We start from the raw sequence: 17,440 nt of genomic DNA, 5'->3' as shown, positions 1-17,440 counted from the left end.
ATCTGAGACGCCCCGTTAACCACGATGGCCGAACGCAGGCTTGAATCCGTGGGTAACCCGGCAGGACGCCGGGTTAGCCGCGCTGGGCCAAGGATGGCCCATCGCGGCGGCCCACGGATTCAAGCCTTCGTTCTGGCATGCCGAGCCTAAGCGAGGCACCGAGTGGTGGGGCACAGACCTTTTGGTTACTTTTGGCTGGGCCGGCATTCCGGGCGTTTGCCAAAAACCCTACTCAGCCGTGACCGCAGCAACGGATATGTACACCGAAAAACCGCCACAGCGACCAACCCCGCAACACACTTCATGAACAACCCCTCCACGCTTTCCCACTTGCCCCAAACCCCGCGTGATTCCACGATGCAAGCACTTACAAAGAGGAGTCATCCCATGTTCGCCGGTTTCCAAAAAGACCAGTGCCACGTCAACGGCGTGGACATCAGTTACCGCAAAGGCGGTACAGGTCCCGGTCTGCTCCTGCTGCACGGGCACCCGCAAACCCACGTCATCTGGCACAAAATCGCCGAACAGCTGGCCCAGCACTTCACCGTGGTCGCCGCCGACCTGCGCGGTTATGGCGACAGCAGCAAACCACCCGCCAATGACAACCACACTAATTATTCCAAACGCGAAATGGCCCGCGACGGCGTCGAGCTGATGCAAGCCCTGGGCTTCGAGCGTTTCTCGGTACTGGCCCACGACCGTGGCGCCCGCGTCGCCCACCGCCTGGCCCTGGACCACCCCGCCGCCGTGCAGCGCATGGTGCTGCTGGACATCGCCCCCACCTTGTCGATGTACGCCCAGACCGACGAAGCTTTCGCCCGCGCCTACTGGCACTGGTTCTTCCTGATCCGCCCGGCGCCCTTGCCTGAAGCCCTGATCGAGAGCAACCCCGAATTGTACCTGCGCAGCGTCATGGGCAGCCGCAGTGCCGGGCTCAAACCGTTCACCGATGAAGCCTTCGCCGAATACCTGCGCTGCCTGCAACTGCCCGGCACCGCTCGCGGTATCTGCGAGGACTACCGTGCTGCCGCCGGCATCGACCTTGAGCACGACCAGGCCGACATCGATGCCGGCAACCACCTGAACCTGCCTTTGCTGGTGATGTGGGGCGCCGAAGGCACTGTCGGCCGCTGCTTCGAGCCACTCAAGGAATGGCAGAAAGTCGCCACCGACGTGCGCGGCAAGGCGCTGCCGGCCGGGCACTACATTGCCGAAGAAGCCCCTGAGTTGTTGCTTGGCGAAGTCCTGGCCTTCCTTCGCTGAATGCACTGACAGCGTGATCTGAAACACCCGCCTCGCAGGCTGCCAATGGCCTGCGACGGGTTCGCTTTGCCCAAAAAACATCCCGAGATAATAAAAATGACAATCCGAAAACTGCTGGGAACCCTGTATGTCCAGGTGCTCATCGCCATCGCGCTGGGTGTGTTGATCGGCCATGTCTGGCCGCAAATCGGTATCGACCTCAAGCCCCTGGGCGACGGCTTTATCAAACTGATCAAGATGATCATCGGCCCGATCATCTTCTGCACGGTGGTCTCCGGCATCACCAGCATGCACGATGTGAAACAGGTCGGCCGCGTCGGCGGCAAGGCGCTGCTGTATTTCGAGATCGTCTCCACCATCGCCCTGCTGATCGGTATCCTCGCCGCGCACCTGCTGCAACCGGGCGTGGGTTTCAACATTGATGTGAAGACCCTCGACAGTTCGGCCATCGCCGGCTTCGTCGGCCAGGCCGAACATGGCGAAGGCATCACCGGGTTCTTGCTGCACGTGATCCCCGCCACGTTTTTTGATGCCTTCTCCAAGGGCGAAATCCTGCCGGTGCTGTTTGTTTCGGTACTGTTCGGCGTCGGCCTGGTGATGGTCGGGGAAAAAGGCCGGCCATTGGTGGGCGTGATCAACCAGGCCAGCGAAGTGTTCTTTCGCATCGTCGGCATTATCAGTCGCGTGGCGCCGATCGGGGCGTTTGGGGCGATTGCCTTCACCATCGGCAAATACGGCGTGGGTTCATTGCTGCCGTTGCTGAAGCTGGTGGGTACGTTCTACCTCACCGCGTTTTTCTTTGTGGCCGTGGTACTGGGCAGCATCGCGCGCTACGCCGGCTTCAGCATTTTCAAGTTGATGGGCTATATCAAGTCGGAGCTGTTGATTGTGCTCGGCACCAGCTCGTCGGAGTCGGCACTGCCGCAATTGATCCAGAAACTCGAAAGCCTCGGCGCATCCAAAGGCGTGGTGGGTATCGTGGTGCCGACCGGCTACACCTTCAACCTCGACGGCACCAACATCTACATGACCCTGGCGGTGTTGTTCCTGGCGCAAGCCACCAATATCCACCTGCCGCTGGAGCAACAATTGACCTTGCTGGCGGTGGCCATGCTCACCTCCAAGGGCGCCGGCGCGGTGGTCGGTGCAGGTTTTGTGGCGCTGGCCGCGAGCCTGGCGGTGGTGCCGACCGTGCCGGTGGCGGCGATGGTGCTGATCCTGGGTGTCGACCGTTTTATGGCCGAGTGCCGCTCGCTGACCAATATCATCGGCAATGCCGTCGCGGCATTGGTGGTGGCCGCCTGGGAGGGTGAGCTGGATCGCGAAAAAATGGCCCCTATCGCCCTCAAGCATGGCCGCCATGCGCGGGCTGCGGCGCAGGCGAAAATCGCCGCCGAGTAAGCAATAACGGCCCGGCATGCCGGAAGGCATGCCGATCCGGTGCTATTCTGGCGGCTCATGCCGCCACGTCTGTTTCTGATGACCCATAAGAAAGATACCGTGCCCCTACCCGAAGACCTGCGGGTGTTCCTCACCGTGATCCGCAAGGCCGGCTTCGCTGCCGCCGCCGATGAGCTGGGGTTGTCGCCTGCGTATGTGAGCAAGCGCATTCAGATCCTCGAAACCACCCTGGCCACGCGCCTGCTGCACCGCACCAGCCGCCGCATAGCCCTGACCGAAGACGGCGAGCGGGTACAACGCTGGGCTGTGCGCATCCTTGAAGATTTCCAGCAACTGTCCGATGAGTTGAGCGACGCCCACGACAGCCCGCGCGGGCATCTGCACCTGTGCAGCAGCTTCGGTTTCGGCCGCAACCATGTGGCGCCGGCCCTGTCGTTGCTGGCCGAGCAGTACCCGGACCTGGAAATCCGCCTGGACCTGTTCGACCGCGTGGTGGATATCGTCAGTGAAGGGTTTGACCTGGAGATTCGCGTCGGCGATGACATCCCCGGCCAGCACATCGGCAGGCGGCTGGTGAGCAACCGTCGCGTGCTGTGCGCCGCGCCGGCCTACCTGCAACGCAAAGGCACACCGCAACAGTTGAGCGACCTGGAACAGCACGACTGCCTGGTGCTCAAGGAGCGCGACAACGCCTTCGGCATCTGGAACCTGGAGCGTGACGGCGCGCCCGAAAGCGTACGCGTGCGCGGGCCGCTTTCTTCAAACAACGGCGAGATCGTGTTGCAGTGGGCCCTGGACGGGCGCGGTGTGTTACTGCGCTCGATGTGGGACGTGAAACCGCTGCTGGAACAGGGCAAGTTGGTGCAGGTGCTGCACGCCTACACCCAAAGCGCCAACGTGTGGGCGGTGTACCCGACACGTTTGGCCTACTCCGGTAAATTGCGCGCCTGCGTGGAATTTTTGCAGGAGCACTTCAAAGGGTTGTCGATCTGACGCCGCGCGTGGCGCTGACACCCAGCCATACCGTCATGATCAGCAGGGCGGTCAACGGCAGCCCGTGGAACAGCACGATCACCTGGGCCGGCGTCCACGTCAGGTAGAACGGCCCCACCACCAGCATGCCCACGCCAAAGCCGGCCATCTGGATCAGCGTCAACAGGCTGAACAACGGCAGGCGCAAGCTATCGGGTTCGCTTTGCGCACGGGAAACCAGCGCCACCTCAGAGATACCATCACCGAGCCCGGCCCACACCACCAACAGCAGCGCCAGCCACAGTTCGGTTTGCTGAAAGGTGAGGATAAAGCCGCTGGACATCAGCGCCACACCCGCCATGAACCAGCGCTCCATGCCTTGGGTGCCACGGCCCTTGAGCAACGCACTGGCCAGGCGCGCGCCGACGAACTTGCCGCAGGCCCACACCGCCAGCAGGTAGCCCATGACGGTTTTCGCGGTGTCCGGCGAAATGTATTGCGACAACACCGGCCAGCCGACGTTATGCGCAGCGCTGCCGAGGGTATCGAGCATGCTGATCAACAATATCGCCGCCAACACCGGCGCACCGCGCAAGCCTTTGGTCAACTCGTGCCATTCGGCCGCAAGCCCACGATGCGCGGCAACCGCGACTGAATACAAGGCGCGCAACGGCAGGATCAGGCAGGCCGCCATCACGTAAGTGCCGATGTTGACGGCAAACACCGCCTCGAATCCGCCCGTGGCGATCAACAAGCCGGAGAGCAGGCTGCCAAACACCGCGCCCGTAGCCGCCGCCGAGGTGATCCAGGCATTGGTGCTCACCCGCTGTTCAAGCGCCACCCAGGTCGGCAACTGGCTATTGAGGCCAATGGCAAACAGCGAATTGCACAGGCCGATGCCGAACGCGATAAACGGCAGCACGTTGAGCTGATGCGCCGGGATCAGCACCAGCAGCGGCACCAGTAACAGCGCGCGGGCCAGGTCCAGCCCGGCCAAGGTACTGCGCCCCGCGAAGCGCCGGAAAAACGGGATGCCGAACAGGCTGGCGACGATGCCGCCCGTCACCCGGCACGCCAGGAACACACTGACAAACACCACGCTTTGGCTGAGCCAGTAAACGTAGGTCGAGAGCGCCACCATGTTGAGGAAGGCGCCGAAATCCGACACGCCCCGCGCAAAGATGATCAAGCGGGCGTTGCGGGTCGACAGGCCCAAGGGCTGAACGTCGCTCATGCCGGTTGTACCTCGTCTTCTACCCGTGCGTCATCAGCCGCCACGCCGCGCAGGCTCACCAGCAGCACATCGCGCCAGGCCGGTGCCGAATCGGACTGCGGCCGTACCGCGCCGGCGCGGTGATACAGCCCACGGTCGTTGATCACGATGGTTTCCAGAAACTGCTCCATCGCCAGGTCCAGCACGCGGCTGTGCTCCGCCTCAGCGGTAAACACCTCGGACACCACCGGCACCGTGTTGCTCTGGCCAATAAAATGCATAAACACCCAATCCAGGCCGTCCTGGTGAATACCCGAGGTGGTCGGGCTGGCCGATGCCCCCTCTGCACGCACGCGAAACTGGTGGATATCAATGGTGTAGGCATGCGGGCCCAGGTGCGGTTCGATCACCGCCAGGTCGGTGGCGAGCAATTTCTGCATCAATGGGTGCTCGATAAAGCCCTCCTCGCTGTAGCTCAAGTGGTTGACGCCCTGGCGATAGTTGACCGCATAGGTGACCGGCGACTTGAACGCGGTCGTGCGGTCGATCTGCAACTGCCGCGTCGCTGACAAACGATAGCGCAGGATCCGCCGTTCGCGATGGGTGTATGCCTTGAACGCCTCGTCGCGCACCAGGTTCGCCCAGTAGGCGCGAAAGCTTTGCTCCTCACCGGGCTCGACCTTGAGCAACTGACCAAAGTCCCGACGGTGACAATAGTGGTGCTTGCGCAAGTGCGCGCCAATCTGTGGGATATCCATATCGCTAGACCTTACTGTCGATAATCACGCGCAGGTTGTGCCGGATCGCATCATGCACGGCGTGAGCGTCGGCAGCATCGTCAACCTTGACCCAGCACTTGAGCAAGTAATGCTCTTCGATATCCGCATCGATACAGTTGCCGGGTTCCTGCTGGAAATACTCCAGCACCGCAGGGTGCTCATCGAGGAACTGCACCCCCTCAATGCCCTTGAACTGTCCACTGTGCTCCGGGTAGAGCGCCAGCATCGAGTAATGCTGGGATGTGCTTGCGATGTTGTGCGCACAGGCTTGCAACCGGGCGTTCAAGTCCGGCTCGCCCAACAGCAGGGACAGATAAAGGTCGTACGGGTCAATGCCGGCCACGTCACGGAACGCCGCATTGACATACAGCCCGCCGACGCGCGGGTTGATCTCAATCACCACCGGCCCCGCCGCCATCATGCGAAATTCAAAATGCACCAGCGCGTTGGTCAGCCCCACCGCGCGCAGGCAATCCCCCGCGTACTGGCGGATCTGCTCGCACTGGGCGTCGGTAAAAGACGTGGGCGGGGAAATCAGCAGGTTCTCCAGCACCGTGCCACTGCGCTCGGTCAACATCAGTTTTTCGTTGATCAACAGCGCATGGACGTGCCCGCCGACGATCACACACTCCACACTGCCTTCAATGCCTTGGATAAACCCTTCCAACAACAGGCTGTGCCCTGGAATGTATTGGTGTTGCTGCCCATCTTCGTCAGACAGGCTGTGCTCACACCCATAGAAATCGGCGTAAGCCGCGTTAGCGTGGCCACTGCGAAATTGCGCATAGTGCCGGCTTAACTCGGCCCAGTTGAAGCACTGCTTGATAAACGCCGAAGCGCCACCAAACGGCGGTTTGGCAATCAGCGGATAGCCCATGCGCTCGGCGCTTTGCTGCAGTTGTTGTTCGTCATTGCACAGCGCGAACGGCACGGAGCGCACGCCCTGCTGGCTCAGCGCCCGGCGCATCAGGTACTTGTTGTTGCACGCGGCAATGGCTTGCGGGCAGCTGTACACCAGGCCCAGGCGCTGACTGGCCTGCGCTACGATGCAGCCGACTTGCCCCAGCGCAGACGAATGGCCGGCCTGGCAGAAAATCGCGCGGATCTGATAGCGCCCATCCAGTTCGCCCACCAAGTCGAGAATGGCCGGTTCGCTGAGTGTATCGAGCAGGAACACTTCATCACTGTCGTCCTGCAGCCGTTGCAGGTGCTTGCGCCCCGTCAGACCCGCAGTCAAACACACCAGGCCTTTGGCCCGGGCCGCAACAAAGTGCGGCTCACGGTAGCTATAGCGAATGGAAGCACTGTCATCCACATCAATAAAAAGAATGGCATCTTGTTTCATCATTAATACCGCCTCATGCGTCAATAACTTCAGGCATCCTGCCAACTGCACCACTGCCCTTCCCAATTACGGAACCGGTAATGACGTTGCCCATCGCGCACTTCAAAGTGCGGCAAGTCGTGCGGCTTTTCAAAGTCCAGCAGCGGCACGGTAAACTTGCCCTGCGCATGCGGCAGTACATATTCCGGCATGGCAATATTGGACACACGCCGCTTGAGGCGATCCATAATAGCGATGGCGTGGCTTATCGAGGCTTTATATTCCGAAGCCCCGGGTGAAAACGGCATGAAGTGGTACAAGTAATACGGTTTTACGCCCAGCCGATACAGGTCAATAAACAGTTTATGCAAGGTTGCTTCATCGTCATTCACGCCGCGCAACAACGGCATGTTGGAGAACACAATCGGCACCACACTCTGGATACGCTTAACCGCCACGGCAAAGTCCGCACTCAGTTCCAGCGGGTGGCATACATGCACGCCAAACGCATTGACCTTGTACTTTTCCAGCATGGCCAATAACTCATCGGTCACCCGAAACGGGTTAAAACTCAAGGCCCGTGTGTGCAGGCGAATCAGCAGGTCGTCGCGAATGCCACGCAGGGCGGCGAGGTTCTCTTCGAGCTTGCGGTCGGCGAGCATCAACGGGTCACCGCCGCTCAGAATCACCTCTTCGATGGCCGGGTTGTTGCGGATGTATTCGAGCGAATCCTTGAACGAGTCGGCGCTGGCATTCGCCTTCTCGGTGCCGACCTGCAAGGTGCGCAGCGCTTCGAAGCAGAACTGGCAATAGGCGTTGCAGGTGTTGGTCATGCGCAGGATCACGCGGTTGTCGTACTTGTGCTGGCAGATCGGCGTTTTCATTTCGTGGCCGAGTTCCCAGTTCTCCGAGGTGCCGTCGTAATCGCCAGCGACCTGCTCGCTCCAGTAAGGCACCACTTGGCGCCATAGGGGATGGTCCATCACCTCGCCATCGGTGAGTGAGCGCTTGATCAGGTCAATGTAATAAGGCGTTATCTGTAACTTGCGGTCTCGCAAGTTGTGCTCGATATACGCGCTGGTTTGCTCATTCCAACCACCGCAAGCGGCCCGCAATGCCGGTTCATCGCGGATGGCATTCTTCTGCTGCCAACGCCAATCCTGCCACTGTACCGAACGATGGATTGCTTGATCAAAAATCGACATGAGTTTGCACTCTCTGTGTTCTTAACGGATGTTAAGGCATAGGCTTACGTGTCTTTTCACAGTGGAAAAAACAGTGGTAACCGCAACAATGACAACTGGTTTAGAGGTAGAAAAACGCGATCAGGTTACAAACTTTATCGCCGAAACCAGAGAGGTATAAAAGCCAACTAATTCATCAGTCATGGTTTTAACGTCCTTTCTTGTAATGTGCGACTTTCCAAGTCAGCACCCACTTAAGCCTATGGCCTAGAAGGTGTCAACAACATACCCTTATATTTTTTCAGGGTTTAATCCGCCACCTCGACACCGCCCTTGTAACCACTGAGGTTGCGCGCTGCAACTCGCATTATTTGAAAAGTAAATAGCCAAAAAAAAAACGCCCTCCAATAACAGAAGGGCGTTTGCTCTACTTATATGACTACGTAGTTAAACCATTGAGGTTTTAACCCAGCCAGGGATTGGCCGCCAAATGCTGGCGCTCGAACGTTTTGATCTGCTCACTGCGCTGCAACGTGCTGCCAATTGCATCCAGGCCGAGCAACAACGCGGTCTTGCGCAAGGTGTCGATCTGGAAGGGGATCACCTGGCCATCGGCCAGCCGAATCTGCTGTGCCTCAAGGTCCACGCTGATCTGCGCCTGCGCAGGCTGGCTGACCGTCTGCCCGAGTGTGTGCAGCACCGCTTCGTCCAAGGTAATCAACAACACCCCGTTGCGCTGGCAGTTGTCATAGAAAATCCCGGCAAAGCTGCTGCCGATCAGCGCGCGAATGCCCATCTGCTTCAAGCCCCACACCGCGTGTTCGCGGCTCGAGCCACAGCCGAAGTTGGGCCCCACCACTATAAAACTTGCGCCCTGCCAGGCTGGCTGGTTCAACACGAATTCGGGGTTGGGCGCGCCATTGGGCAAAAAGCGCAGGTCGAAGAACAGCCCACGGTCGAGGCCGGCGCGGTCGATGCCTTTGAGAAATTGCTTGGGCATGATCACGTCAGTGTCGATATTTGCCGCCAGCATCGGCGCGGCCTGGCCGGTGACCTGGGTGAACGGTTGCAGGCTCATGGGCGGTCTCCAAAGTGGCGGATATCGGTAAGGCGGCCGGTGATGGCAGCGGCAGCGACCATCGCCGGGCTCATCAAGTGGGTGCGCGCCCCGGCGCCCTGGCGGCCTTCGAAGTTGCGGTTGGTGCTGGAGGCGCAGCGGTCACCGGGGGCCAGCACGTCATCATTCATCGCCAGGCACATCGAGCAGCCTGACTGGCGCCATTCGAAGCCGGCGTCGATAAAGATCGCCGCCAGCCCTTCGGCTTCGGCCTGGTCGCGTACCTCGGTGGAGCCCGGCACGATCATCGCCCGCACATGCTCGGCCACCTGCTTGCCGCGCACCACACTGGCGGCGTCGCGCAGGTCTTCGATGCGCGCGTTGGTGCAAGAGCCGATAAACGCGTGGCTGATCACAATGTCGCTGAGCGGCATGCCGGCTTCCAGGCCCATATAGTTGAGGGCGCGGCGCATGTCCTGGCGCAGGATAAGGTCGCTGACGTCTTGCGGGTCCGGCACGCGGGCGCCGATGGGCGCAGCCTGGTCGGGGCTGGTGCCCCAGGTGACCATGGGTTCCAGGGTGCTGGCATCGAGGTGCACTTCCTGGTCGAACACCGCGTCGGCGTCTGTGTGCAGCTTGCGCCATTGCAGCAGGGCTTGTTCCCACAGCTCGCCCTTGGGCGCACGCGGCTTGTCTTTGAGGTAGGCGAAGACTTTTTCGTCAGGCGCCATAAACGCACCACGCGCGCCGGCTTCCACCGCCATGTTGCAAATGGTCATGCGCGCTTCGACGCTCAGCGCATCAATGGTGGCGCCGCGAAACTCGATGGCGTAACCGGTGGCACCGGACGCGCCGATCTTGCCGATCAGCGCCATGATCACGTCCTTGGAGGTCAGGCCGTTGCCCAGGGTGCCGTCTACCGTCACGCGCATGCTTTTCAGGCGTTTATACACCAAGGTCTGCGAGGCCAGCAGGTGCTCGATTTCCGAGGTGCCGATACCAAAGCCGAAGGCGCCGAGGGCACCGTAGGTGGTGGTGTGGCTGTCGCCGGCGGCAATCACCATGCCCGGTAGGATAAAGCCCTGCTCCGGGGCAATCACGTGTTCGATGCCTTGGCGTTTGTCGAGGATGTCCAGCAGCTCGATGCCGAAGTCCTGGCAGTTTTCTGCCAGGTACGAGACTTGCCGCGCGCCGCCTGCGTCGGGCATGGCTGCAACGCGCGTGGGCGTTGTGGGGTTTACGTGGTCGACCACCGCCAGCGCGGTGCCGGGGCGCCATACGCCACGCTTGGCCTCGCGCAGGCCGCTGAAGGCCTGGGGGCTGGTGTATTCATTGATCACCTGGCGATCTATATAAAGCAGCACATGGCCCTGATCATCCAGGGCGCACACCGTGTGGGAGTCGATGTGTTTGTCGTAGAGGGTTCTGGCAGTCATTTTTGTGGACTCACTTTTATAGCGCTCGCTCAACGGTATGCGCCCATCCTACGCAGCCCCCCGGCCCCATCAATGGCACCTGGGTGATGGCTTGGAACATGTTTCGTGTTCAATCCGGCAACGCTGAAACATTTTCTTTCATATCCCGCTTAGGGATTTCTCATTCTCATCCGTCTTAACTTAGATACAGCCCGTCGCGTCAGCAAAAGCTACGACCGGCCTTTTCCGGGCCTCCTTCGCCCTCCTCCGATCAAGACCCGCATCCACATGTCAAAGAAGTCACGCTCAAAACTCTGGTTTCTGGTTCATAGCTGGCTGGCGTTGCCCATCTGGTTTTTTGTACTGATCGTCTGCGTCACCGGCACCCTGGCAGTGGTCAGCCAGGAAATCGTCTGGCTGGCCAACCCGGACATCCGCGCCAGCAAGCCGTCGGACGATGCCGAACTGCTGAGTTACGACCAGGTGATCGGCGCCATCAAGCGCAACGAACCCCAGGCGATCGTGCAATCGATCACTCGCCCGGACGAGTCGCACTTCGCGCTGAGTGTCGACCTCAGTTACCCCGACGGGCGCTCGGTAGAGGTCTACGTCAACCCGTATACCGGTGTGATCCAGGGCATCAGCCCGGCCTTCAACTTCCAGCAATTTACCCGTGCGTTGCACGGTTGGTGGCTGGTGCCGTTTACCAATGGCTACAGCTGGGGCTGGTACCTGGTGTCGGCACTGGGCATACCGCTGCTGGCATCGCTGGTCACCGGGCTGGTGGTGTACAAGCGTTTCTGGAAGGGGTTTCTGCGCCCGACCCTGCGAATCCGCCATGGCGCGCGGATCTTCTGGGGTGACTTCCACCGTTTGAGCGGTATCTGGTCGATCTGGTTTATCGCGGTGATTTCCATCACCGGCATCTGGTTTCTAATCCGGGCAATCCTGGGCGACAACCAGATTTCCATCTCCAGTGAGCCCATCGTGCCGGTGATTGCCCGGGAGAAGGTGCCGTTGTCGGCACCGGGTGTACCGGCACCGATGATCCCGATCGATCGGGCCATCGAGATCGCCACGCAGCGCATCCCTGGGCTGGAGGCCAGTTTTGTGTTCCTGCCCAGCAACGCCTATAGCCACCTGCAGATCGGCGGGCGTGGCTGGTACCCGTTGATGTTCCAGACGGCGCAACTCAACCCGTACGACGGTGAAATTGCCGTGTCGCACCTGCTGTCCGACCGCTCGACACTGGAATTCGTCACCGAATCCATGCGCCCGCTGCACACCGGCGACTTTGGCGGCCTGTGGATCAAGCTGATCTGGGCATTCTTCGGCCTGATCATGAGCATGATGGTGTTGAGCGGTTTGCTGATCTGGACCAAACGCACCGCGCTGGCCACACTCAACGCCCTCAAGCGCGAAGCCAAAACACAACGCGCACCCGCCCCCGCCACGGCCAGGCAGGCTGAAACCTCGGAGGCCAACTGATGAGCAAAGCTGCGACCACCACACCGCCTTCGCCACTGCGGGCCTTTTGGCTCAAATGGCGATTCCACATCAATGTCCTGCTATTGCTGGTGCCCCTGGGGTTCATGCCCAAATACTTTGCCGACGCCGCACTGTTTCGCGGTGACAGCGGTATTGGCGAGCGCGTGGCCGGCGAAGTGCAGGTGGGGCCGTGGAGCCTGACCCTGGCAGAATTTCGCAACGAAGGCCCGCGCCCGGACCCGGCCGGCCCGATGAAATTTTTCAACGCCGCCCTGTGCGATACCTGCGCCGAGCAGGTCAAGGCCACTTACCTGCGTATCGGCAAACCGCGCAGCCTGCGCGCGGCCGGGGTGATTTTCTTCGGCACGCCGTACCGCATGGGTGCGGTGCTGCCGGTACCGGAACGCACCCCCGTGGATGCCGAAGTATGGGTGACCATGGAAGGCTGGGACGGCTCCATGCACCAGGGTTCCATCCCGCTGAGCCAGGCCTCGCCTGCCACCATTGCCTGGTTGAACAAGCAAGGAGTTAAACCATGACGTTAATGCGCCTGACTCGCGCCGCTGTATTGCTCTGCGCCGGCTTCAGTGGCGTCGCCCTGGCCCATAACCCGATGTGCGAATGCAAGGAAATCCCCGGCGAGCAGATCCAGTGCACCGGCGGTTTTTCCGACGGCAGCGGCGCGCCGGGCGTGACCCTGGATGTGATCGGCTATGACGAAACCATCCTGCTGCCGGGCAAGCTTGGCCAGGACTCGACCCTGACCTTCAAAAAGCCCTCGGCCGAGTTCTATGTGCTGTTTGATGCAGGCCCCGGCCATGTGGTGGAAATCGACCAAGCGGATATCCAGCCCCAATGAGCACCACACAGGTTGTACGCCCCGCCGGGGCCGGCCATGAAACCCTCTACGTGTTGCTGCTGTGCCTGATCATCCTCGCGGTGGCGGGCACGGTGGTGGCGCTGCACGGTGAAACCCAGGAGGTCGCCGTCGTGCCCAGCCACCAATTGGACGCACGCCGTGACCTGAGCGCTGCCGAACAAGGCATCTACGCCGACCTGCGCGTGACCCTGGATGAAATCCAGCTGTTGCAGCAGGAGCAAAACGCCCTGCCGACGCCTGAGCAACTGGGCGAAGAAGGCTTCGCGCCGTTTGCCCGGGACGCCAGTTCGGTGAGCCGTGGCGACCATCGCTGGCAGTTGCTGAACCCTGCGGCCTACCTGGGTTTGAGCCAAGCACCAAGCACCAGCGGCTCGGTGCTGATGCGCGTGCAAGGCGCCGAGCCGGATGTGTGGCTCAACCGCCAGGCCAACCTCGCCGCCCCTGCCGACCTCACCGACGCAGCGCTGATCGCCGCCGGTTGGCGCCAGGTGGTCACGCAATTCGATGCCGGCGTGACCCGCCAGCACCGTCACTGAACCAGAAGACCGAGTGCCCATGTCTATTTCATCGCCCCTGTTACGCCTGTTGCTGGTTGGCCTGTTCAGCCTGATGCTTGCCCCACTCGCGAATGCCGAAGCGGCCAAGCGCCTGCGCATCGGCATCACCCTGCACCCGTATTACAGCTACGTGGCCAATATCGTCGGCGACAAGGCCGAGGTGGTGCCGCTGATTCCGGCCGGTTTCAACCCCCACGCCTACGAACCGCGCGCCGAAGACATCAAGCGCATCGGCACCCTGGACGTGATCGTGCTCAACGGTGTCGGCCATGATGATTTTGCCGACCGCATGATCGCCACCAGCGAGCGCCCGGACATCCCGGTGATCGAAGCCAACGCCAACGTGCCATTGCTGGCCGCCACCGGTAACGCCGCGCGCGGTGCGGGCAAGGTGGTCAACCCGCACACCTTCCTGTCGATCAGTGCATCAATTGCCCAGGTCAACAACATTGCCCGCGAGCTGGGCAAGCTCGACCCGGACAACGCCAAGACCTACACCCAAAACGCCCGCGCCTACGGCAAGCGCCTGCGCCAAATGCGCGCCGATGCCCTTGCCAAGCTGACCAGCGCGCCGAACCCGGACCTGCGTGTAGCCACCGTGCATGCGGCCTACGACTACCTGCTGCGCGAATTCGGCCTGGAAGTCACCGCCGTGGTCGAGCCCGCCCATGGCATCGAGCCCAGCCCCAGCCAGTTGAAAAAGACCATCGATGAACTGCGCGCACTGGATGTGAAGGTGATCTTCTCGGAGATGGATTTCCCGTCCACCTACGTCGAGACCATCCAGCGTGAATCCGGGGTCAAGCTGTACCCGCTGTCGCATATTTCCTACGGCGAATACACGCCAGAGAAATACGAAGTGGAAATGACCGGCAATCTCAACACCGTGGTGCGGGCGATTCAGGAGTCGGGGGCATGACGGCAGCGCAGCAATTGAAGGTGGCCAGCATCGGCCCGACCCTTGAGTTCGACAAGGTCTCGCTGACGCTGGGCCGCACGGTGATTCTTGACGCGGTGAGCTTTCAGGTCGAACCGGGCAGCATCCACGCCTTGGTCGGCCCGAACGGCGGCGGCAAAAGCTCGCTGATCAAGACCTTGCTGGGGCAGACCCCGCACCAGGGCCAGTTGCGCCTGCATTGGCCCAGCACGCCGGGCACGGTCGGCTATGTGCCGCAGGCGCTGGAATTCGACCGGGGCTTGCCGATGACCGTCGACGACTTCATGGCTGCCATGTGCCAGCGGCGCCCGGCATTTCTGGGCCTGTCCCGGCATTACACCGCCGCGATTGGCGAAGCGCTGGAACGGGTCGGCATGCAGGACAAACGCAAGCGCCGCATGGGCGCGTTGTCCGGCGGTGAGCGTCAGCGCGTGCTGCTGGCCCAAGGCCTGATTCCGACGCCGCAGTTGCTGGTACTGGATGAACCGATGTCGGCGCTCGATGAAGCCGGTATCCAGGTGTTCGAACGGCTGCTTAATGACTGGCGCCTGGCCGGGATCACCGTGCTGTGGATCGAGCATGACCTGGAAGCCGTGGGCCGCCTGGCCGATCGCGTTACCGGCCTGAACCGCCGCGTGCTGTTCGACGCCACGCCGAAAGAAGCGCTGACCCCGGACCGCCTGCTGACTCTGTTTTCCACCCACCCTCGGAGCCCGGCGTGATGAGTTATGAAGCCTTTCGTTTGATGGTCCAGGGCTGGGCTTCATCCGGCTACCTGCCGGAAGCACTGGCCTATGGGTTTGTGGTCAACGCCCTGCTCGCCGGCTTGCTGATCGGCCCGGTGCTGGGCGGCCTGGGTACACTGGTGGTGGTCAAGCGCTTTGCGTTCTTCTCTGAAGCCGTCGGGCATGCGGCGTTGACCGGCGTGGCCGTGGGCATCCTGCTCGGCGAGCCCTATACCGGGCCTTACGGCAGCCTGTTCGGCTACTGCCTGTTGTTCGGCATCCTGCTCAACTACCTGCGCAACCGCACGGGTTTGGCGCCTGACACCCTGATCGGCGTGTTCCTCTCGGTGTCCCTGGCGTTGGGCGCGAGTCTGCTGTTGATTCTGGCGGGCAAGATCAACGTGCACATCCTCGAAAACGTATTGTTCGGCTCGGTGCTGACGGTGAACGGCAATGACCTGCTGGTGTTGGCGGTCGTCGGTTCACTGGTGATGGCCCTGGCGCTGCCGCTGTACAACCGCATCATGCTGGCCAGCTTCAACCCGCAATTGGCCGCTGTGCGCGGCGTGGCAGTGAAGACCCTGGATTACCTGTTCGTGATCCTGGTGACCTTGATCACCGTGGCGGCGGTCAAGGTGATCGGCGCCATTTTGGTCGGCGCCCTGCTGGTGATTCCGGCGGCGGCGGCGCGTTTGCTGAGCCAGTCGCTCAAGGGGTTTTTCTGGGTTTCGGTAGTGATCGCCACGCTCAGCACGCTGTGCGGCATTCTGCTGCCGATCATCTTCGACCTGCCCATCCCGTCCGGTGCCGCGATCATTCTGGTGGCCGGTATCGCCTTCGCCTTTGCCGCCATCGCGCGCGGCACTGTGCCCAGCCTCAAAGGGAATCTTGGATAATGCGCTCTGTTTTTCATCCGCTGGCCCTGGCCATTGCCTGTTTATTCATGCCGCCGTTGATGGCCACTGAAGCCGCCAAACCGGTGGTTCACGCAGCCAAACCGGTGAAAGTGCTGGCCTCGCTGCCCATCACCTATGGCTTGGCCGAGGTGCTGCTCAAAGGCACCGATGTACAGCTTGAGCGCGCAGCACCGGCCAACCTGCCCGGTTCACGGCAAGTGTCCTACTTTACCGGCCGTGGTGCGCTGGCCCTGAACACGCTGGCGCTGGACGCCGACGCCGCCATCGGCCTGCGCTCGCTGTGGGCGGACGACCCGCTCTACCCCGTGGCGCGGCGCAGCAATATCCGTATCGTCGAAGTGGACGCCGCGCGCCCGGTGGACGGCGGCTTGCCGGGTATCGCCGTGCAACCGGGCGGCGCCGATGGCCTGAACAGCCAGCCATGGCAGTCGAGCAACAATATGGGGCGCATGGCCGATGTGATGGCCGCCGACCTGAGCCGCCTGGCGCCCGCAGCCAAACCCAGGATCGACGCCAACCTCGCGGCGCTCAAACAACGCCTGCTCAAACTCAGCGCTGACAGCGAGGCGCGGCTGGCCAAGGCGGATAACCTGAGTGTGTTCAGCTTGAGTGATCACTTTGCTTATCTGGTCAGCAGCTTGAACCTGGAAGTGCTCAGCACCGATGCTCGGCCGGACGCCGAGTGGACACCTGAGGCATTGCACACACTCAGTGACGACTTGAAGGCCAATGACATGGCCGTAGTGCTGCATCACCGCCAACCGAGTGAGGCGGTTAAAGCGGCGGTGACGGAGGGCGGTGCGCAACTGTTGGTATTGAATGTCGACGGGGCCGACCCGGTGGGGGAGTTGGAAGGCAATGTGGATCAGGTGATCAAGGCGCTGACGCGCTGAATGTGGGAGCTGGGTTGTCTGTGATGTGCATAGGCATCTAGACAAATATTGGCGTCTGGGGTGTTGGGGTGTTTTATCGTCGCAGTGGGGTGTATATCCGTTATTTGGGTAACGGCGACCTATGGTTCCGCTCTTACAGCGGGTCACTTTTGTAAAGACCGGAATGCCGGCCCAGACAAAAGTAACCAAAAAGTCTTCGCCCCACCACTTGGCACCTCGCTAATGCTCGGTGTGCCTCAGATCAAAAGCAGATCAAGATCAAGATCTACAGCACGGCGGCCTGAAAGCCGACCTGAGTGGTTGAAGCAAAAGCCAGATCAAGTGCAAAGCTAAAGCCTATCTACCTGGTGCAACGCAGTCTAATTGTGGGAGCGGGCTTGCTCGCGAATGCGGTGTGTCAGTTACAGATGAATTGACTGACCCACCGCATTCGCG

The 17,440-nt window shown here is 61.2% G+C and carries 17 protein-coding genes; 11 read left to right on the top strand and 6 right to left on the bottom strand.

All coding sequences use genetic code 11. The features are described from left to right. Positions 1-387: 387 nt before the first annotated feature. The 3 genes from ACTD9P_RS26405 (at position 388) to ACTD9P_RS26395 (ending at position 3,657) form a co-directional block, all read left to right on the top strand. The gene (locus ACTD9P_RS26405) at positions 388-1,263 is read left to right on the top strand and encodes an alpha/beta fold hydrolase (RefSeq protein ID WP_438869983.1); all 876 of its coding nucleotides are present in this window, start codon (positions 388-390) and stop codon (positions 1,261-1,263) included. A gap of 96 nt (positions 1,264-1,359) precedes the next feature. After that, a complete protein-coding gene (locus ACTD9P_RS26400; protein WP_438869982.1) occupies positions 1,360-2,664 on the top strand; it encodes a dicarboxylate/amino acid:cation symporter in 1,305 nt (434 codons plus the stop codon). Between the two features lie 78 nt (positions 2,665-2,742). Then, entirely contained in the window at positions 2,743-3,657 is a 915-nt protein-coding gene (locus tag ACTD9P_RS26395) for a LysR substrate-binding domain-containing protein (RefSeq protein ID WP_438869981.1), read from the top strand. Here the strand turns inward: ACTD9P_RS26395 and ACTD9P_RS26390 are convergent. The 6 genes from ACTD9P_RS26390 to leuC form a co-directional block, all read right to left on the bottom strand. Beyond that, the gene (locus tag ACTD9P_RS26390; protein ID WP_438869980.1) at positions 3,638-4,870 is read right to left on the bottom strand and encodes an MFS transporter; all 1,233 of its coding nucleotides are present in this window, start codon (positions 4,868-4,870) and stop codon (positions 3,638-3,640) included. The two genes, ACTD9P_RS26395 and ACTD9P_RS26390, sit on opposite strands and share 20 nt — an antisense overlap. Beyond that, positions 4,867-5,607 (bottom strand): 2OG-Fe dioxygenase family protein, encoded by a 741-nt coding sequence (locus ACTD9P_RS26385; protein ID WP_438869979.1) that lies wholly within the window; start codon positions 5,605-5,607, stop codon positions 4,867-4,869. Before ACTD9P_RS26385 ends, ACTD9P_RS26390 begins: the two co-directional genes overlap by 4 nt. 4 nt (positions 5,608-5,611) lie before the next feature. Beyond that, positions 5,612-6,976 carry an ATP-grasp domain-containing protein gene (locus ACTD9P_RS26380; RefSeq protein ID WP_438869978.1) on the bottom strand — a complete coding sequence of 455 codons (1,365 nt, stop codon included), beginning with the start codon at positions 6,974-6,976 and terminating at the stop codon, positions 5,612-5,614. A gap of 26 nt (positions 6,977-7,002) precedes the next feature. Beyond that, positions 7,003-8,157 carry a KamA family radical SAM protein gene (locus ACTD9P_RS26375; protein WP_438869977.1) on the bottom strand — a complete coding sequence of 385 codons (1,155 nt, stop codon included), beginning with the start codon at positions 8,155-8,157 and terminating at the stop codon, positions 7,003-7,005. A gap of 442 nt (positions 8,158-8,599) precedes the next feature. Then, positions 8,600-9,214: a 3-isopropylmalate dehydratase small subunit gene (leuD, locus tag ACTD9P_RS26370; protein WP_438869976.1), complete on the bottom strand. Its 615-nt coding sequence runs from the start codon at positions 9,212-9,214 to the stop codon at positions 8,600-8,602. Beyond that, entirely contained in the window at positions 9,211-10,629 is a 1,419-nt protein-coding gene (gene leuC, locus ACTD9P_RS26365) for a 3-isopropylmalate dehydratase large subunit (RefSeq protein ID WP_438869975.1), read from the bottom strand. The genes leuD and leuC overlap by 4 nt, the downstream gene beginning before the upstream one ends. A 267-nt stretch (positions 10,630-10,896) precedes the next feature. Between leuC and ACTD9P_RS26360 the strand changes: the two genes are divergently transcribed. The 8 genes from ACTD9P_RS26360 to ACTD9P_RS26325 are packed head-to-tail and all read left to right on the top strand — an operon-like array spanning position 10,897 to position 17,005. Continuing rightward, positions 10,897-12,096 (top strand): PepSY-associated TM helix domain-containing protein, encoded by a 1,200-nt coding sequence (locus ACTD9P_RS26360; RefSeq protein ID WP_438869974.1) that lies wholly within the window; start codon positions 10,897-10,899, stop codon positions 12,094-12,096. After that, a complete protein-coding gene (locus ACTD9P_RS26355; protein ID WP_058420127.1) occupies positions 12,096-12,635 on the top strand; it encodes a PA2404 family protein in 540 nt (179 codons plus the stop codon). Before ACTD9P_RS26360 ends, ACTD9P_RS26355 begins: the two co-directional genes overlap by 1 nt. Further along, complete coding sequence (locus ACTD9P_RS26350) at positions 12,632-12,955, top strand: hypothetical protein (protein ID WP_065931735.1); 324 nt, start codon at positions 12,632-12,634, stop codon at positions 12,953-12,955. Before ACTD9P_RS26355 ends, ACTD9P_RS26350 begins: the two co-directional genes overlap by 4 nt. Next, positions 12,952-13,512, top strand: coding sequence for a DUF6162 family protein (locus ACTD9P_RS26345; RefSeq protein ID WP_438869973.1), 561 nt, complete (start codon positions 12,952-12,954; stop codon positions 13,510-13,512). The genes ACTD9P_RS26350 and ACTD9P_RS26345 overlap by 4 nt, the downstream gene beginning before the upstream one ends. Positions 13,513-13,531: 19 nt before the next feature. After that, positions 13,532-14,452 carry a metal ABC transporter substrate-binding protein gene (locus ACTD9P_RS26340; RefSeq protein WP_017136362.1) on the top strand — a complete coding sequence of 307 codons (921 nt, stop codon included), beginning with the start codon at positions 13,532-13,534 and terminating at the stop codon, positions 14,450-14,452. Further along, positions 14,449-15,192, top strand: coding sequence for a metal ABC transporter ATP-binding protein (locus tag ACTD9P_RS26335; protein WP_438869972.1), 744 nt, complete (start codon positions 14,449-14,451; stop codon positions 15,190-15,192). The genes ACTD9P_RS26340 and ACTD9P_RS26335 overlap by 4 nt, the downstream gene beginning before the upstream one ends. Next, positions 15,192-16,091 (top strand): metal ABC transporter permease, encoded by a 900-nt coding sequence (locus tag ACTD9P_RS26330; protein WP_056859671.1) that lies wholly within the window; start codon positions 15,192-15,194, stop codon positions 16,089-16,091. The genes ACTD9P_RS26335 and ACTD9P_RS26330 overlap by 1 nt, the downstream gene beginning before the upstream one ends. After that, on the top strand, positions 16,091-17,005 hold the full coding sequence (locus ACTD9P_RS26325) for a metal ABC transporter solute-binding protein, Zn/Mn family (protein WP_438869971.1): 915 nt from the start codon (positions 16,091-16,093) through the stop codon (positions 17,003-17,005). The genes ACTD9P_RS26330 and ACTD9P_RS26325 overlap by 1 nt, the downstream gene beginning before the upstream one ends. Positions 17,006-17,440 lie beyond the last annotated feature (435 nt).

It is taken from the genome of Pseudomonas onubensis (genome assembly GCF_965653655.1).
Taxonomy (GTDB): Bacteria; Pseudomonadota; Gammaproteobacteria; order Pseudomonadales; family Pseudomonadaceae; genus Aquipseudomonas.
Note: the sequence above shows the minus strand (reverse complement) of the source record. Positions and strands in the feature narration are given on the sequence as shown.

Bases quoted from the DNA above. Each gene is read 5' to 3' on its own strand.
- ACTD9P_RS26405 (WP_438869983.1), top strand. From the start codon at position 388: ATGTTCGCCGGTTTCCAAAAAGACCAGTGCCACGTCAACGGCGTGGAC.
- ACTD9P_RS26400 (WP_438869982.1), top strand. From the start codon at position 1,360: ATGACAATCCGAAAACTGCTGGGAACCCTGTATGTCCAGGTGCTCATC.
- ACTD9P_RS26395 (WP_438869981.1), top strand. From the start codon at position 2,743: ATGACCCATAAGAAAGATACCGTGCCCCTACCCGAAGACCTGCGGGTG.
- ACTD9P_RS26390 (WP_438869980.1), bottom strand. From the start codon at position 4,870: ATGAGCGACGTTCAGCCCTTGGGCCTGTCGACCCGCAACGCCCGCTTG.
- ACTD9P_RS26385 (WP_438869979.1), bottom strand. From the start codon at position 5,607: ATGGATATCCCACAGATTGGCGCGCACTTGCGCAAGCACCACTATTGT.
- ACTD9P_RS26380 (WP_438869978.1), bottom strand. From the start codon at position 6,976: ATGATGAAACAAGATGCCATTCTTTTTATTGATGTGGATGACAGTGCT.
- ACTD9P_RS26375 (WP_438869977.1), bottom strand. From the start codon at position 8,157: ATGTCGATTTTTGATCAAGCAATCCATCGTTCGGTACAGTGGCAGGAT.
- leuD (WP_438869976.1), bottom strand. From the start codon at position 9,214: ATGAGCCTGCAACCGTTCACCCAGGTCACCGGCCAGGCCGCGCCGATG.
- leuC (WP_438869975.1), bottom strand. From the start codon at position 10,629: ATGACTGCCAGAACCCTCTACGACAAACACATCGACTCCCACACGGTG.
- ACTD9P_RS26360 (WP_438869974.1), top strand. From the start codon at position 10,897: ATGTCAAAGAAGTCACGCTCAAAACTCTGGTTTCTGGTTCATAGCTGG.
- ACTD9P_RS26355 (WP_058420127.1), top strand. From the start codon at position 12,096: ATGAGCAAAGCTGCGACCACCACACCGCCTTCGCCACTGCGGGCCTTT.
- ACTD9P_RS26350 (WP_065931735.1), top strand. From the start codon at position 12,632: ATGACGTTAATGCGCCTGACTCGCGCCGCTGTATTGCTCTGCGCCGGC.
- ACTD9P_RS26345 (WP_438869973.1), top strand. From the start codon at position 12,952: ATGAGCACCACACAGGTTGTACGCCCCGCCGGGGCCGGCCATGAAACC.
- ACTD9P_RS26340 (WP_017136362.1), top strand. From the start codon at position 13,532: ATGTCTATTTCATCGCCCCTGTTACGCCTGTTGCTGGTTGGCCTGTTC.
- ACTD9P_RS26335 (WP_438869972.1), top strand. From the start codon at position 14,449: ATGACGGCAGCGCAGCAATTGAAGGTGGCCAGCATCGGCCCGACCCTT.
- ACTD9P_RS26330 (WP_056859671.1), top strand. From the start codon at position 15,192: ATGAGTTATGAAGCCTTTCGTTTGATGGTCCAGGGCTGGGCTTCATCC.
- ACTD9P_RS26325 (WP_438869971.1), top strand. From the start codon at position 16,091: ATGCGCTCTGTTTTTCATCCGCTGGCCCTGGCCATTGCCTGTTTATTC.